Annotated in this window: 14 protein-coding genes and 1 pseudogene; 7 read left to right on the forward strand and 8 right to left on the reverse strand. The window is 62.5% G+C overall.

Features of this window, described 5'->3' with window-relative positions:
* Positions 1-15: 15 nt before the first annotated feature.
* Positions 16-1,377 (reverse strand): dicarboxylate/amino acid:cation symporter, encoded by a 1,362-nt coding sequence (locus tag C1A35_RS19935; RefSeq protein ID WP_104665986.1) that lies wholly within the window; start codon positions 1,375-1,377, stop codon positions 16-18.
* 263 nt (positions 1,378-1,640) lie between these two features.
* Here C1A35_RS19935 and C1A35_RS19940 point away from each other — a divergent pair.
* Positions 1,641-1,779: pseudogene (locus tag C1A35_RS19940) on the forward strand (ABC transporter ATP-binding protein); the annotation flags it as partial.
* A 114-nt stretch (positions 1,780-1,893) separates the two neighbouring features.
* Positions 1,894-2,277, forward strand: coding sequence for a hypothetical protein (locus C1A35_RS19945; protein WP_104665987.1), 384 nt, complete (start codon positions 1,894-1,896; stop codon positions 2,275-2,277).
* 201 nt (positions 2,278-2,478) lie between these two features.
* On the opposite strand, the gene C1A35_RS19950 is transcribed toward C1A35_RS19945, so the two are convergent.
* The 4 genes from C1A35_RS19950 to C1A35_RS19965 form a co-directional block, all read right to left on the reverse strand.
* On the reverse strand, positions 2,479-3,501 hold the full coding sequence (locus C1A35_RS19950) for an LLM class flavin-dependent oxidoreductase (RefSeq protein ID WP_104665988.1): 1,023 nt from the start codon (positions 3,499-3,501) through the stop codon (positions 2,479-2,481).
* 138 nt (positions 3,502-3,639) lie between these two features.
* The gene (locus C1A35_RS19955; RefSeq protein ID WP_104665989.1) at positions 3,640-3,957 is read right to left on the reverse strand and encodes a cupredoxin domain-containing protein; all 318 of its coding nucleotides are present in this window, start codon (positions 3,955-3,957) and stop codon (positions 3,640-3,642) included.
* An 8-nt stretch (positions 3,958-3,965) separates the two neighbouring features.
* The gene (locus C1A35_RS19960) at positions 3,966-4,487 is read right to left on the reverse strand and encodes a DUF4142 domain-containing protein (RefSeq protein ID WP_104665990.1); all 522 of its coding nucleotides are present in this window, start codon (positions 4,485-4,487) and stop codon (positions 3,966-3,968) included.
* Positions 4,488-4,577: 90 nt separating this feature from the next.
* A complete protein-coding gene (locus tag C1A35_RS19965; RefSeq protein WP_234822917.1) occupies positions 4,578-5,279 on the reverse strand; it encodes an RNA polymerase sigma factor in 702 nt (233 codons plus the stop codon).
* A gap of 313 nt (positions 5,280-5,592) precedes the next feature.
* On the opposite strand from C1A35_RS19965, the gene C1A35_RS19970 reads away from it, so the two are divergent.
* From C1A35_RS19970 to C1A35_RS19980, 3 genes are all read left to right on the forward strand, one after another.
* Positions 5,593-6,003, forward strand: coding sequence for a hypothetical protein (locus tag C1A35_RS19970; RefSeq protein ID WP_104665991.1), 411 nt, complete (start codon positions 5,593-5,595; stop codon positions 6,001-6,003).
* 304 nt (positions 6,004-6,307) lie between these two features.
* The gene (locus C1A35_RS19975; RefSeq protein WP_199772981.1) at positions 6,308-8,011 is read left to right on the forward strand and encodes an amidohydrolase; all 1,704 of its coding nucleotides are present in this window, start codon (positions 6,308-6,310) and stop codon (positions 8,009-8,011) included.
* 221 nt (positions 8,012-8,232) lie between these two features.
* Positions 8,233-9,171, forward strand: coding sequence for a LysR family transcriptional regulator (locus C1A35_RS19980; RefSeq protein WP_104665992.1), 939 nt, complete (start codon positions 8,233-8,235; stop codon positions 9,169-9,171).
* A gap of 164 nt (positions 9,172-9,335) precedes the next feature.
* Here the strand turns inward: C1A35_RS19980 and C1A35_RS19985 are convergent, their stop codons facing one another.
* From C1A35_RS19985 to C1A35_RS19990, 3 genes are read right to left on the reverse strand one after another with little or no spacing between them, the layout of a single operon-like run.
* On the reverse strand, positions 9,336-11,168 hold the full coding sequence (locus C1A35_RS19985) for a carbamoyltransferase family protein (RefSeq protein ID WP_104665993.1): 1,833 nt from the start codon (positions 11,166-11,168) through the stop codon (positions 9,336-9,338).
* Between the two features lie 12 nt (positions 11,169-11,180).
* On the reverse strand, positions 11,181-11,330 hold the full coding sequence (locus tag C1A35_RS36420; protein WP_199772982.1) for a DUF5989 family protein: 150 nt from the start codon (positions 11,328-11,330) through the stop codon (positions 11,181-11,183).
* A 45-nt stretch (positions 11,331-11,375) separates the two neighbouring features.
* Positions 11,376-11,807, reverse strand: coding sequence for a hypothetical protein (locus C1A35_RS19990; RefSeq protein WP_104665994.1), 432 nt, complete (start codon positions 11,805-11,807; stop codon positions 11,376-11,378).
* 477 nt (positions 11,808-12,284) lie between these two features.
* Between C1A35_RS19990 and C1A35_RS19995 the strand changes: the two genes are divergently transcribed.
* On the forward strand, positions 12,285-14,093 hold the full coding sequence (locus tag C1A35_RS19995; protein ID WP_104665995.1) for a sensor histidine kinase: 1,809 nt from the start codon (positions 12,285-12,287) through the stop codon (positions 14,091-14,093).
* Positions 14,054-14,734 (forward strand): response regulator transcription factor, encoded by a 681-nt coding sequence (locus C1A35_RS20000; RefSeq protein ID WP_104665996.1) that lies wholly within the window; start codon positions 14,054-14,056, stop codon positions 14,732-14,734. The genes C1A35_RS19995 and C1A35_RS20000 overlap by 40 nt, the downstream gene beginning before the upstream one ends.
* Positions 14,735-14,837: the final 103 nt, after the last annotated feature.

Below are 14,837 nucleotides of genomic sequence, written 5' to 3' on the forward strand. Positions count from 1 at the left end.
CTCTGATCTGCGCTGTCAGGCAGCGCGTGCTGCGGCAGCCAGCGGCTCGAGGTCGTCGAGGACCTTGTCGCCGTTGTAGACGGTCTCGTCGAGGATGCCCTCGCGCTTGGCGACGATGGTCGGCACCAGAGCCTGGCCGGCGACGTTGACCGCCGTGCGGCCCATGTCGAGGATGGGGTCGATGGCGAGCAGCAGGCCGACGCCCTCGAGCGGCAGGCCGAGCGTTGAAAGCGTCAGCGTCAGCATGACGGTGGCGCCGGTGAGGCCGGCGGTGGCGGCAGAGCCGAGCACCGAGACGAAGACGATCAGCACATATTCCTGGATGCCGAGCGGCAGACCGAAGAACTGCGCGATGAAGATCGCCGAAATCGCCGGGTAGATCGCGGCGCAGCCGTCCATCTTCGTGGTTGCGCCGAGCGGCACGGCGAAGGCGGCATATTCGCGCGGCACGCCGAGGCTCTTTTCGGTCACCGTTTCGGTAACGGGCAGGGTGCCGACCGAGGAGCGCGAGACGAAGGCGAGCTGGATCGCCGGCCAGGCGCCGGCGAAGAAGCGCGAGGGCTTCAGGCCGTGGCCGACGAGCAGCGCCGGGTAGACGACGAAGAGCACGATCGCCAGGCCGATATAGACGGCGGCGGCATACCAGCCGAGCTGCGCCAGCGTTTCCCAGCCATATTGCGCGACGGCGCGGCCAAGCAGGCCGATCGTGCCGATCGGCGTCAGCCGGATAACCCACCAGAGGATCTTGCGCACGACCGCAAGCAGCGACTGGTTGAAGGCGAGGAACGGCTTGGCCGCGTCACCAACCTTCAGGGCGGCTGCACCGACGGCGATCGAGACGACGAGGATCTGCAGGACGTTGAAGTTGAGTGAGGTGGTTGCACCCGTATCGGTGACCTTGGTGCTCGCTTCGAGGCCGAGCATGTTGGCCGGCACGAGGCCCTTCAGGAAATCGAGCCATGAGCCGGAATAGGACGGCGCCTTCGCGGCTTCCTGCGAAACGGCCGAGCCGACACCCGGCTGGATGATCAGGCCGAGCGCGATGGCGATGACGACGGCGATCAGCGAGGTGAGCGCGAACCAGAGCAGCGTCTGCCAGACGAGCTTGGCGGCATTCTGCAGCGTCGCCAGATTGGCGATCGAGGCGACGATGGCGGTAAAGACGAGCGGCGGCACGAGCGCGCGCAGAAGCTGGACGAAGATCGAACCGATCGTCTGCAGGGTCACCGTCAGCCAGTTGGCATTGCCGCTGCCATCGACGCCCATATTGCGGGCGATGAGGCCGAGCAGCAGGCCGATGACCATGGCTGCCAGGACCTGGAAGCCGAAGGAGGCGAAAATCGGCTTTGGTGAGGATTGGGTGGTTGCTTGGGACACGTCGTTTACTCTCAATTGTGTGGCGGCGATCGCATTTTTAGGCATCGGTCGCCGCAGGTGCCCGGAAAATAGTCGAGTATTCCGATCGAGATAAGAAACCCTTTGGCTCGAAAATTATTCCAAGTGGAATATTTTCGCGGAGCAACCGCGCGCTGTCGTTCAGGCAGGATGGCCCTGAGGGCGATGCAGCGGTTGCCGATCTCGAAAGCGGGCCGAACGACGAAAAACATTTCAATCCGGCCGCGCCTCATTGAAATCTCCTTCGCATCCTGATCCTGCCGCGGGAAAAAGGGCGGCGAGCCCCGGTTGATCGAAATCGACCTGCCACGGCCGCGCGATCGCAGCGCCCGTGCGTTCGTTCGCCAGCGCGAAGAGCTGCTCGGCGTCTTTGGACTGCATTGAGGCTGCTTGCTGCGGAACGGTTGCAGCGATCGCGCGTTATTCTCTCCAAGTCCGCATCCACCGGGGCGACGCTGCCCGGTGGGCCGGATGCTCGGCCGAGACAGGAGCAACGCCATGAAGCTATCGAAGGGAATGTCATTCGCCGCAATCGTTCTCGCCCTTGGCACGGCAGCACCGGCACTCGCCAATGGCTTCTACACCGGCATCGACCCGCATAATCCCCCAGGTACTCAGAACAGGGTGCTGTATGCGCGACCCTACTATGTCGAGCCTGCGCCCGGTCCTGTTTATGTCGAGCCGGCGCCGCAGGTCTATGTCGACCCGATGCCGACCGGCAGCATCTATGTGGATCCGTATGTCGACCCGGCGCCGGGCTACATCTATCGCCCGCCGGCACGCACCTTGGGTGACGCCCGCCAGCGCTATACGGGCGAGTATCAGGGCGGCGGACAGGGGGACTATTATCTGGGTGTCACACATCCGCCGCAGGTCCCCTGAGCGGTCTGTTGAGCAAACGGGTGCAGCGACATGAGACGCTCGCCTGTGTCGGTCGGCGTGCCTCGTTTCAGATGCCCGGAGTTGAGATGCGTTGCCGGTCCTACAGCGCCGCGCGTCTTATCAGACGCGTAAAGGTCGCTGTAGAACTTTGATTCTGGAGCATCTTTCTGCCCCAAGTGATGCCACTTGAGGCAGGATGCTCTAGCGCCAACCAAGCGCCGGCGCGACGTGCTTGAGGATCGCCTCGATCACATGGGCGTTGTATTCGACGCCCAGCTGGTTCGGAACGGTCAGGAGCAACGTATCAGCCTCGGCAATCGCCTCGTCCTTCGCCAGTTGCTCGACCAGCACTTCGGGTGCTGCGGCGTAGCTGCGCCCGAAGATCGCCCGCGTCTTGTCGTCGATGAAGCCGATCTGGTCTTCCTGCTTGTTTCCGCCGCCGAAATACATGCGGTCGCGATCGTCCACCAGCGCGAAGATGCTGCGGCTGACTGAGACGCGCGGCTCGCGCGTGTGGCCGGCTGACTTCCAGGCTTCCCGGTAGGCGCGGATCTGGTCGGCCTGCTGGACATGGAACGGCAGGCCGGTCTCATCGTCCTTGAGCGTCGAGCTCTGCAGGTTCATGCCGAGCTTGGCGGCCCACACAGCCGTGGCGTTCGAGCTTGCACCCCACCAGATTCGCTCGCGAAGGCCCTGTGAGTGCGGCTCGAGACGCAGGAGGCCGGGAGGGTTGGGGAACATCGGCCGCGGATTGGGTTCGGCGAAGCCTTCGCCGCGCAGCACGTCGAGCAGCACCTCCGCGTGCCGCCTTGCCATGTCGCTTTCGGTCTCGCCATCGGACGGCTGGTAGCCGAAGTGGCGCCAGCCGTCGATCACCTGTTCCGGCGAGCCGCGGCTGATGCCGAGCTGCAGGCGTCCGCCGGCGATGAGATCGGCGGCACCGGCATCCTCCGCCATGTAGAGCGGATTCTCGTAGCGCATGTCGATGACGGCGGTGCCGATCTCGATCCGGCTGGTCTTCGCGCCGATCGCGGCCAGGAGCGGGAATGGCGAGGCGAGCTGGCGGGCGAAGTGATGGACGCGGACATAGGCACCATCCGCGCCCAGTTCTTCCGCCGCAACGGCAAGGTCGATCGATTGCAGCAGGGCGTCAGCCGCCGATCGCGTCTGCGACTGGGGCGAGGGCGTCCAGTGTCCGAAGGAAAGAAAGCCGATCTTCTTCATGGTGGTGCCGCCTGTCGAATGAAACCGCCCGTTTCATGGCACGATTCCGGTTCCGGATACAGACGGCCTCCGGTGACTTCGCCGTGAACGGCGGGGCGCTTCGGTCCTGGCGCACCGCCGTCCTCAGCAGGGTTCAGCCTATTGCCGCACCTGCAGGCGCGCCTTCATGTTCGGGTGAAAGCGGCAGGTGTAGTCGAAGGTGCCGGCCTTGCTGACGGTGAGTGTCGCCGTTTTTTTCGGCGGTATCACGACGTCGAACTCACCCTTGGCCGTTGCCGTGTGGGCCATCACGTCGTTGTTTTGCCACTCGATCACGTCGCCGACGGCGGCGCTGATTTCGGCGGGCGAAAAGACGAGCTTGTCGATCGTGATCCGGATGGTTTCCGCTTGCGCCGACGGCACGGCCAACATCACCGCCAGGCCGCAAACGGCACCAAGGCTCAGCTTATGGATCATGCCGCAGCCTATTTCATCATGGCCGCGACATGCTCGGCATGTTGCTGATGTCCCTGGAACAGCTTGAGGCCGGTCTCCAGCAGGTCCTTGAGCTCGGCATTCTTCGCGGAGGGAATGAGCAGGCTTTCAAGCGCCCCATTGACCTGCTTGTGGTAGGCCACCTCGTTGGCGACATAGGCCTTGTCGAAGTCGGCGCCGCTGAGCTTCGAAAGCTTCTCGCGCTCCTCAGTGGCCGCTTTCATCAGTGCGCGGCTGGTGTCGTTGTCCTCGGGCGTCACTTTCAGTTTCTTGACGAGATCGAGGGCCTGCGTGTTCACGGCCTCGTGGTCGCGCAGCATGTCGTTGGCAAAGCTGATGACCTCCTTGTCCTTCGAGATTTTCAGGGCCTGCTTGGCGGCTTCGATATCGATGACGCCGGCGGTGTAAGCGATATGGGCGATCTGGGGATCGGTGACCTTCGTGTCGGCCGCAAGGGTAGTGCCGCTGATGAGGCAGGCGAAGGCGAAGGCTGACGTGAGGCGGGCAAACATCGGGAACTCCTTTTACCGGTGGCGATCGCCGCCGGTCTTGATGGACGATACCCGTTGGATGCGCGCCGCCCGCGAACGTTCCCGAAAATATCAGCTTGAAAGGCCGAGGTTCTTCATGACCGCCTCCGTCAGCCGGGCGCAGCGGCGACCGGCAAAGGGGAAGGCGTTCAGAAGCACGGGCCCGACCTTGCGATCGATCTGCTGGCGCAGGAGCTGGCGGGCCCGGTGCAGGCGGCTCCTGACGGTCTTCGGGTTGATGCCAAGCAGAGTTGCAGTTTCCTCCACGCTCATCGCTTCGATGACCCGCGCGGTAAAGACCAGGCGAAAATCTTCCGGCAACGCGTCGGCGGCCTCTTCCACCAGCCGCAGGATCTGCCGCTGCGCGACGCTGCGCTCCGGATCGTCCGGGTTCGCCGCATGGGGGAACGGCACGATCTCGGCGCCGGCCCCGTCCGTTGGAAGCGGAACCTCGCGGCGCGTTGCCGACCTGCGCAGCCGGCCGAGCGCCTCGTTCAGCACGACGCGGTGAAGCCAGGTGGCGAGGCTGGCGTCGCCGCGGAACGTATCCAGATGTTCGAAGGCGCGCAGATAGGCCTCCTGCACCACATCCTCGGCGACGCTGTCGTTGCGCACGACGGCGCGTGCGATGCGAAAAAGCCGCTGGTTGTGCCTGGTCATGATGGTCCGGAAGGCTTCCGGGTCCCTGGCGAGCGCACGCTCGATGAGATCCTGGTCCGTCAAGTCAGCCGTTGCCGGCGCTGCGCGCGTCGTTTGCGGGGCATCCTTCATCATCCACCTCCAAACCACCGTTTGATGCGGATCCGGCAAGAACGTTCCCGAGAAAGCATACGCCTTGCGCTCGACACCCGGAATGGCGATGGGCGCATGTTTGTCAGCGGTGGAATGGGCCATTCGGGGCTGGCGATTTGCGGGTTTCCGCCCGCGGAAGTTGGGCGTTTCTGCGCCGTTCCCGCATGGGTACCCGTCGCCGCTTTTTTTTCTTCGGCCAGGGAACTGGGGTTCCCCTTGGCGAGTTTGAGGATCGGCGACCCCGGTATGCAGGGGCGCGTACCGCGGTCGCATCTTCGCACTAGGAGAGACGACGATGAAGCATCAAACAATAGAACAATTGCAGGCGCTCGCCGAAATTCGTCCCGATCCCGTCATGACGAGAACGGAACGGCTCCAGCGTTGGGCCGAACTCCTCGAAAGCAACCCCGACCGTCGGCTGGGCACGCTTTCCGGAACCGAGCGTGCGACCACTGCCGTTCGCCAGGCCATGCAGGTCAACGGTTCCCCCATGACCGTCGCCTTCGAGGATCCGCAATTGCGGTTCGCGGGGCTCGCCGACGACAGCTACGGCGAAGCAAAACGCTTCTTCGAAATATCGGACCATCAGTTGCACGACATCGTCTGCGACTGCAATTTCGGTAGTTCGGTGCGGGCCGCCTATGCCGCCCGGCGGGTCCGCGCAGCCATTGGTCTTTGGCCGCGCCTGAAGGCGCTCTTTAGCTGAGGGCTGAGCCGATCGGCCAGCCACAGGGGAAGCCAGGGCGCCAGCCGGACGCTTCCCTCACCTCTCGTTTTCGCGGTGGCGGGAGCCTCCTGCTCGCGCCGAGGCAGCGCTTGTGCCAGCGCATTCCCCGGCTGCTCCAACACGCCTGGCTCAGCGATCTCGGCACGCGTTCTCGGTCGACATCATGCAGACCTAGCCCGAGGGAGTATATCGTTATCCTCCTGCCCTAGAGCATCATCCCTTCAACGCCGGTGCCGCGCGGCTCGCCGGGGGTGGAGGGATGCAGCCGCGGGAGGAGGATTTCATGACATTGGCAGCAGTGACCCGGGCCCTGGGGGCAACATCCATTCTGGCGATCATGGCCTGTGCGGCGCAGCCGGCTTGGGCGGCACCCGACCTGATCGTGCTGAACGGCGACGTGCGCACCGTCGACAAGGGCAAGCCGAAGGCACAGGCCTTCGCGATCGAAAACGGCAAGTTCACCGCGATCGGCAGCAACGACGAGATCAAGGCCTTGGCCGACGCTGAGACCAAGGTGTTCGACGCCGGCGGCAAGACGGTGACGCCGGGCTTCATCGACGGGCATACGCACCTGACCTCGGGCATGGACATGGTGACCGGCGTCGACCTGTCCTACATCCCGGACAAGAAGACCTGGCTCGAAAAGATCAAGGAAGCCGATCAGCGCCTGCCGAAGGGCGTCTGGCTGATGGGCGGCGGTTGGGACTATACGCTCGGCGAAGGCAAGCTGCCGACCAAGGAAGACCTCGACGAAGTGGTGCCGGACCGCGTCGTCATCCTGCGCGACATCGATTTCCATTCCTACTGGGTAAACTCCAAGGCGCTCGAAGTCGGCGGCGTGACCGCGACGTCCAAGGTCGAGGAGGGTGGCGAGGTCGTGCTCAACGACAAGGGCGAGCCGAGCGGCATTCTGCTCGAGAGCGCCGGCGATCTCGTCGAGAAACATCGGCCGGCGGTTGCCGACGCGGAGCGCCGCGAAGCCCTGCTTGAGACGATGAAGTTCGCCAACAGCCTCGGCATTACCGGCGTCAACGACATGTCCGACCTTGCCGCCGTGCACGATTATGCAGCGATCCTCGCTGAAAAGAAGTTGCCGCTGCGCGTCTGGTACGGCTTCTTCGAGGGCGACCCGAAGAAGATCGCCGGTGCGGTCAAGGACCGCGACGAGGTCGACAAGATTGTCGCCGACTCCGGCGAACAGGAGAAGAAGGGACCGCTGCTGAAGCTCGGCTACACCAAGTCGGTGATCGACGGCGTGCTGTCCACGCGCACGGCCTATATGCACGAGGATTATTCCGACCAGCACGGCTGGAAGGGCAAACCCTTCGAGACCAAGGAACAGCTTGCCGCCGCCATCAAGGCCTCCAACGAGAACGGCTTCCCGACGGCGGTGCACGCGATCGGCGACGGCGGCGTCAGCCTCGTTCTCGACGCTTTCGCCGAAGCCTCCGTGCCGCGGCCGCAGCCCAACCGCATCGAGCATATCGAGGTGGTCGAGACCAAGGATATCCAACGCTTCAAGGAACTCGGCGTCGTCGCATCGATGCAGCCGAACCACGCCACCGGCACGATCGGCAAATACATCACCGAGCGTATCGGCAGCGATCGCGAGCCGCGGGCCTATGTCTGGCATTCGATGCTCGACGCCGGCGTGCCTCTGGTGTTCGGTTCCGACTGGCCGACGTCGCCGCTGAGCCCGCTCACCCAGATCAACGACGCCGTCTTCCGCGAGAGCCCGTTCGGTCTTGGCGACGGCCCCTGGCATCCGGAACAGGCTGTCAACTTCGATCAGGCGCTGCACGGCCTGACGCAGGCCGGAGCCGACATGACGCCCTGGGGCGGTGAGATCGGCTCGATCAGCGTCGGCAAGTGGGCGGATTTCGTCGTCATCGACGGCACCTTGCCGGATCCACTCGACCGCTCGATCCGCGAGCGCAAGGTGGAGGCGACCTATCTCGCCGGAAACGAGGTCTATCGCCGCCCCTAAGCCGGGGCGGAAGCGTCCGTCGCTTGCCGGTTGCCGTGCGCGGACAGGTCGTCGGCGGCCTTCCGCCACGACTGTCCTTGCACCTGTCCGGGTCACGCTCGGTCGGCGCCGCCAGCGCCGGCCGATTTGTCGTTCGGGCCATGGACGCACTAGCTTAGTGCATGAAAATGCATAATAATTGCGCTTCACTTTGAGATCGTTGAAGCTAAAGGCACGTTGGAATGGCGTTGGATTCGTTGGATGTGCGGCTGCTGCGCATTTTTGTGACGATTGTCGAGGCAGGCGGTTTTGCGGCGGCGCAGGGAGAGCTCAACCTGTCGCTCTCGACGATTTCCAACCATATCTCGGCGCTGGAAAGCCGCCTGGGGCTGGTCCTCTGCCAGCGGGGCCGGTCCGGTTTCCGCCTCACCGAGGAAGGCCGCGCAGTCTACGAGGAGGCCAAGCGCCTGTTCGGTACGATCGACCAGTTCGATATCCGCATGAAGGGGCTGCAGCACCGACTGAACGGGACGCTCTCCATCGGTCTCATCGACAACACCCTGTCGGACCCGGCCTCCCGCCTCAATCGTGTCTTTGCCCGGATGACCGACGAGGCGCCCGAAGTGGCGCTGTCGATCGTCACCCGGCCGCCGCATGAATTGCTGCGTGACGTGATCACCGGCGAGCTTCATATCGCGATTGCAAGCTTCCCGCGCACGACGCTGGGGCTCGAATATGTCGATCTCTACGAGGAGACGCAGCGCTTTTATTGCGGCGCTGAACATCCGCTGTTTTCCCGCGATGACAGCACGATCGAGATCGACGATATCCGGTCCTACAATCTGATCGGCCGCTCCTACTGGAATGCCCGCGACCTCAAGATCTTCTCGATCGCCAATCCGCGCGCGACGGTCTGCGACATGGAGGCGGAGGCGCGGCTGATCCTCTCGGGCCGCTATCTCGGTTACCTGCCCGATCATTTTGCCAGTCGCTATGTCAGCGAGGGGCTGTTGCGGCCGATCCGCCCGGATCTCTTCAGCTACAAGGCACCGTTCCAGGTGGCCTTCGACAAGTCGCGCGCGAAGTCCGGGCTGGTGCCGTTCTTCGTGAAACTGCTGACGAGCGAGTTCGGCGTTCCGCAGTCTCGCCGAGACCCATCGCGCATGCGGGCAGGACGCTAAAGCGCGTCGCAATCTTTCAGATTCGCTCGTGCGCATTAAGTTATTGATTTGACGCATGTCGTTGTCGCCAAACCGCTGCGCACTTTTGCGCGACATGCTCTAGGACGCCGGGTCGCTGCTTGCGGCCGGCGCCTGGAAATGAAGGACCACGTTGCCTGGCGGTTTTAGTCGAGCTCGAAGTTTTCCTTGTAGTCCTGCTTCAGGTGCGCCGGCTGGTCTTCCTTCTTCAGCATGCAATTGCCGACGACGAGGCGCTCGATTTCCGTTCCCATGAAGCAGCGATAGGCGTCTTCGGGATTGCAAACGATCGGCTCGCCACGCACGTTGAAGCTGGTGTTGACGAGCACCGGGCAGCCGGTGCGCGCCTTGAACCGGGTCAACAACTCCCAGTAACGCGGGTTGGTCTCGCGGTGCACCGTCTGGATACGGGCGGAGTAGTCGACATGGGTCACCGCCGGTATTTCCGAGCGCGGCACGTTGAGCAGATCGATGCCGAACAGGTTTTCCTGCGGATGATTGGCGTGCAGACGGCGGCTTTCCAGGACGTCGCCGACAAGCAGCATGTAGGGGCTGTCCGTGTCGATATCGAACCAGTCCGACACGTCTTCGCGCCGGATCGACGGAGCAAAGGGGCGGAAGCTCTCGCGGTACTTGACCTTGAGATTGAGCATCTTCTGCATCGTCGGCGAGCGTGCGTCGCCGAGGATCGAGCGCCCGCCGAGTGCGCGCGGGCCGAACTCCATACGGCCCTGCATCCAGCCGACGGCCTTTTCCTCGGCCAGCGCCGAAACCGTGGACGAGGTGACGTCCTCGTCCGACAGGACCTCGAATTTGGCGCCCGTGGCGGCGAGCCGCTGTTCGACCTCGCCCTGCTCGAAGGCAGGTCCGAGGTAGGAGCCGGACATCGCGTCACCGTCCTTCGGTACGCGCGTGCTTCCGAGATACTCGTACCAGACGGAAAGCGCCGCCCCGAGCGCCCCGCCCGCGTCGCCGGCGGCAGGCTGGATCCAGATGTCGTCGAAGATGCCGGCCTTCAGCAGCTTGCCATTGGCGACGCAGTTGAGCGCGACGCCGCCCGCAAGGCAGAGATTCTTCTCGCTCGTCTGGCGCCGGGCAAAGCGCGCGAGCCGCATGACCGCCTCTTCGGTCACGACCTGCACCGAGGCCGCCAGGTCCATCTCGCGTTGGGTCAGCGGCGCTTCCGGCTTGCGGGGTTCGCCGCCGAAGAGGTCGTGAAAGGCCGGCGAGGTCATCCTGAGGCCCGTGCAATAGCCGAAATAGTGCTGGTCCAGACGGAAGGAGCCGTCGTCCTTGAGATCGATCAGGTTGTCGAGGATCGTCTGCGCGAACCGCGGCCGCCCATAGGGCGCAAGCCCCATGACCTTGTACTCGCCCGAATTGACCTTGAAGCCGGTATAATAGGTGAAGGCCGAATAGAGCAGGCCAAGGGAGTGCGGGAAATGCACTTCCTTCAGGAAGTCGAGGCGGTTGTCGTGGCCATGGGCAAGCGACGTGGTGCACCACTCGCCGACGCCATCCATGGTGAGGACGGCGGCGGAGGCGAAGGGCGAGGGAAAGAAAGCGCTCGCCGCATGGGACTGGTGGTGCTCGGTGAAAAGCAGCGAGCCGTCCCATTCCTTCTTGCCGGCGAGCTTTCCGAGATCCTTTCGCAGCATCGTCTTCTGGAACAGCTTTTCCTTGATCCAGACCGGCATCGCGACGCGGAACGAACTGAAGCCGTGCGGCACTGTCGCAAGATAGGTCTCGACAAGCCGCTCGAATTTCAGAAACGGCTTTTCATAGAAGACGACATGGTCGATGTCGTTCATGGTGCAGCCTGCTTCCGACAAGCAGTATTCGATTGCCCGCGCCGGAAAATCCGGGTCGTGTTTCCGGCGCGTGAAGCGTTCTTCCTGCGCGGCGGCTACGATGCGCCCGTCTTCGACGAGCGCAGCCGCGCTATCGTGGTAAAAGGCAGAGATGCCGAGGATACGCACGATCGAGCCGCCTTAGAACAGCGTGTAGATGAAGGGGGCGACAGCCGTTCCCTGCGTCAGGACCACCAGAGTTCCGAAGATGGTCGTCATGACCAGGATCGGCAGCAACCAGTATTTCTTGCGGTTGCCCATGTAAGACAGGAGTTCCCGAGTAAGGTCCATTTTCGTGTCCTCTGTCCGATACAGTAAGGGATAGGTTCTTCAAATTCAGAACTGGTTTTTCATCGTGGCCTCGGCCGCGTCGCCTTTTGGCTTCTCGATCCAATAGGTCTTTGCGTTCTTGTCGAACTGCGCGGCCAGCGCGTCATGCCTGCGCAGCCTGAGATAGAAGCCGATCGGCACGAAGGTCGTGACGTAGATCAGGAACATCACGACGGGGTTGACGATCCTGAAAAGGACGACGCCGAGCTGCATCCAGAGGTGGTTGGCGCGTGTCAGGGTCGCGGGCGCGATGAACGCCAGGACGACAAGAACCGCGCCGATCACGGCAATTACGGCCGTCACCGTGGTTATCTCGGAAGCCCGCCACCATTTCACCAGAGCGATCAGCAAGAGGATGCCACCGACGGTATAGCCGAAACTTCTGTTCGACGGTCCTTCCGGGAGCTTCTCTTTGAGTGGTCCGTGAGAAATGCTCATTGCTATCCACCTCAAAGCGGTTAGCTAAAAACGCTCATTTTCAATTGTACCGAGGAATGAGAAAATTTAGTCATTTATAATGAGAGAATATGAGCGGCAAATACTGGGATAGGTCAATATGCCAATGGATATAGACGGGCATATCCTGCTCGTTTTCTTGGCGGCCCATGCTGATGTTGAGGACTTTGTACGGACGCTTGCGGTGTTACAGCTGCCCTGACGCAAGCGCGAGGATGTGTCGGATGCCGATCAAGCCCTAACCTTGGGTATACTCGTGGCTGAAGGCAATTGAGAATATGATCATAAAAGCGTATTCTTGCATGATTTTAGAAGGTGCGCTTAGCGACTCCAAGATTCGTGCTGCCCATATCGTTAACGGTGTGGTTGTCTCGGTCTGCAGTCGACATTTAGTTTTGTTCTGGATCGCCGCGCGTATTTGCAACTTGGCGGGGATCGGCCGAAGGCGGAGACAACGGCATGAGGCTGGAGCCGACAGACTGTTTCAGCGCTCGGCGTTGGAGCCCGGCGGGCAACCGTCTGCGGCCGGAGTTGAGATCGGCGATCGACGGGGACCAGGCTTCGGGACGTAAGGTGTGGGCGAACACCTTCCGCGCCCGATCCGACAAGGTAATCGCTGTCGGGCGCATCCTTCTTGCCGCCGGCAGCGTGTGGATCGTCTGGCTTGATTCCGTTCATGTGCCGCTGCCGCCCGAGCCGATCTATTTTCTTCTGACTGTTTATCTGTTCTACGCGGTCGCGGCCGCCTTTCTAGTCTGGCGCACGGACATTTCGCGGGTTCGCGGCACCCTGGTCCGCCATGTAATCGATGTTGCTGCCCTGACCACATTCATGTCGATGACCGATGGTCCAGCCAGCCCGTTCTTCATGTTCATGCCGTTCACGCTGCTTTCAGCGACCCTGCACTGGCGTTGGCGCGGGGCGCTTTACACAGGCCTTGTCTGCCTGGCAGCGTTGCTCTACCTCGGATACTTCGACACCAACGAGCTGCTCGATCCGGATTCGGACACGACCACCAACGCATCGCGGCTTCTTTTCATTTTCGTGGCTGCGGTCTTGCTGGTTTGGCTCGGCGCACATCAGGAAGCAGTCAGAGCTGAGCTGTTACGCCTCGTCCAGCGAACGCCGGCCCAGCCAAGGGGCCGTGAGTGGCCAGTACGCACGGCACTCGATTACGCCGCCCACGTCATGCTGGTGCCGCGCGCACTGCTATTGTGGACGGACGCGGAAGAGCCTTGGACCTATGCGGCTTTGTGGAACAAAGGCGAACTCGAGGTCGTGCAGATGTCGCCAGACGCCTTTGGCAGCTGGACGGACGAGAGATTACTGTACAGCAGCCTGCTGATCACTGAGGCCGCGGCCGGGCGCCTTCTCATCCACACGGGCGAGGGGCGGTTTCATCGATGGACGGATCCCGAGCCGCCGATCTCGCCGGCTCTCGTCGAGGCTTTCAAGATCAATTCCGCGGTCTCGACCTTTTTCCAGGTCGACGATCTCCAGGCACGCCTCTTTGTATTGGAGCCACCCGCACTCACGCTCGACGACGTTGCGATCACCGAGATTATTGCCGACCGGATAAAGGCCCTGTTCGAGCAAGCCATCCTGGTGCGGCAGCTGAGCGACGAGGCAGCAGTGAACGAGCGTATCCGTATCGGTCGCGACCTGCATGACGGCGTCCTCCAGGCCCTTGCGGGCACCGCATTGCATCTTCAGTCGCTGCGGAAGCTCACCGATGTGCGGCCGGAGGTTCTGGCGGAGCGCCTCGACACCATCCAAGCGATGCTGCAGGACGAACAGCGGGAGCTTCGTGGCTTCATTCGGGCACTCGAGCCGGGCGGCAACCTGAGGGCTACCGACGAAATGAGCCTTGAGCGGCAACTCGAGGCGTTGGCGGTGCGGCTTAGTCAGCAATGGCAGATCGACATATCGATCGCCTTCGATCCACCGGCTGGCATCGATCTGCCGTTGGCTCTCACCTATGAACTCGCCCGCATGACCTCTGAAGCGACCGCCAACGCAGTCCGGCATGGCGGAGCGCAGACGGTCCGGATCGTGGTCCGGGTCGACGCTGGTTCGATCGTGCTGACGATCGACGACGACGGCATCGGCTTCGGCTATGGTGGGCGCCTTGACCATACTGAGTTGCAGCGGGAAAAAATCGGGCCCCGCAGCCTGCGTGAGCGCGCGGCGGCGCGCGGCGGAAAACTTGCGATCGAAAGGATAGCGGAATGGACAAGGGTCATCGTCATGTTGCCGATGCCGCAGTAACGCTGCGCGCAATCGTCGTAGATGATCACCGGATCGTCCTTGACGGGCTGCGCCGCCTGATCGAGACCGTGCCTGGCTGGCAGGTGGCCGCGACCTGCGAGCGCGCCGACGATGCGTTGCAGATCCTCTCAGAAAAGGCTGTCGACATCGTTGTTGCCGACCTTCGCATGCCGCAAATGGACGGACTTGAATTCATCCGTCGGCTGCGTATTCATGGACAGCAGATCGCAATCGTCATCCTGACGGCCGACATCTCCGACGACCAAATCGCCGAAGCGATGAAACTCGGGGTGAGCGGCATCGTGCTCAAGGAGCAGGCGCCTGACACCCTGCTCGATTGCATCGATGCAGTGGCCGCCGGCAAGACCTATTTGCAAGATCGGGCGCTGACCTCTGCGCTCGATCGGATACGGATGCAGGAGACCGCGTGGACGCAAGGGGGTGAACTCTTGACCCAGCGCGAAATTGAAGTGTCGCGCCTGGCGGCCTCCGGCATCCGAAGCAAGGAGATCGGCGCCCGACTTGGTATTTCTCCGGGCACCGTTAAGTTGCATCTCCACAGTATCTACAGCAAGCTTGGCATCGCGACGCGCGTCGAACTTGCCAATCGGGCCAGCCGGCTCCTGAGAGCGCCAGAGTAGCGGCCAACGGTTGTGTTCAACGAGTTCCAAGATCATCGAAGCCGCCGTTTGTTTGCGGTGGATTAGCAAGTACACATTTTTCTTTCTGCATTCGTCGTAGCTT

This window comes from Ensifer adhaerens (assembly GCF_002940685.1).
In the GTDB taxonomy this organism is placed as follows: domain Bacteria; phylum Pseudomonadota; class Alphaproteobacteria; order Rhizobiales; family Rhizobiaceae; genus Ensifer; species Ensifer adhaerens_E.

Excerpts from the sequence above, each read along its gene's own strand:
- C1A35_RS19945 (WP_104665987.1), top strand. The coding sequence starts at position 1,894 with ATGAAGCTATCGAAGGGAATGTCATTCGCCGCAATCGTTCTCGCCCTT.
- C1A35_RS19950 (WP_104665988.1), bottom strand. The coding sequence starts at position 3,501 with ATGAAGAAGATCGGCTTTCTTTCCTTCGGACACTGGACGCCCTCGCCC.
- C1A35_RS19955 (WP_104665989.1), bottom strand. The coding sequence starts at position 3,957 with ATGATCCATAAGCTGAGCCTTGGTGCCGTTTGCGGCCTGGCGGTGATG.
- C1A35_RS19960 (WP_104665990.1), bottom strand. The coding sequence starts at position 4,487 with ATGTTTGCCCGCCTCACGTCAGCCTTCGCCTTCGCCTGCCTCATCAGC.
- C1A35_RS19965 (WP_234822917.1), bottom strand. The coding sequence starts at position 5,279 with ATGATGAAGGATGCCCCGCAAACGACGCGCGCAGCGCCGGCAACGGCT.
- C1A35_RS19970 (WP_104665991.1), top strand. The coding sequence starts at position 5,593 with ATGAAGCATCAAACAATAGAACAATTGCAGGCGCTCGCCGAAATTCGT.
- C1A35_RS19975 (WP_199772981.1), top strand. The coding sequence starts at position 6,308 with ATGACATTGGCAGCAGTGACCCGGGCCCTGGGGGCAACATCCATTCTG.
- C1A35_RS19980 (WP_104665992.1), top strand. The coding sequence starts at position 8,233 with ATGGCGTTGGATTCGTTGGATGTGCGGCTGCTGCGCATTTTTGTGACG.
- C1A35_RS36420 (WP_199772982.1), bottom strand. The coding sequence starts at position 11,330 with ATGGACCTTACTCGGGAACTCCTGTCTTACATGGGCAACCGCAAGAAA.
- C1A35_RS19990 (WP_104665994.1), bottom strand. The coding sequence starts at position 11,807 with ATGAGCATTTCTCACGGACCACTCAAAGAGAAGCTCCCGGAAGGACCG.
- C1A35_RS19995 (WP_104665995.1), top strand. The coding sequence starts at position 12,285 with ATGAGGCTGGAGCCGACAGACTGTTTCAGCGCTCGGCGTTGGAGCCCG.
- C1A35_RS20000 (WP_104665996.1), top strand. The coding sequence starts at position 14,054 with ATGGACAAGGGTCATCGTCATGTTGCCGATGCCGCAGTAACGCTGCGC.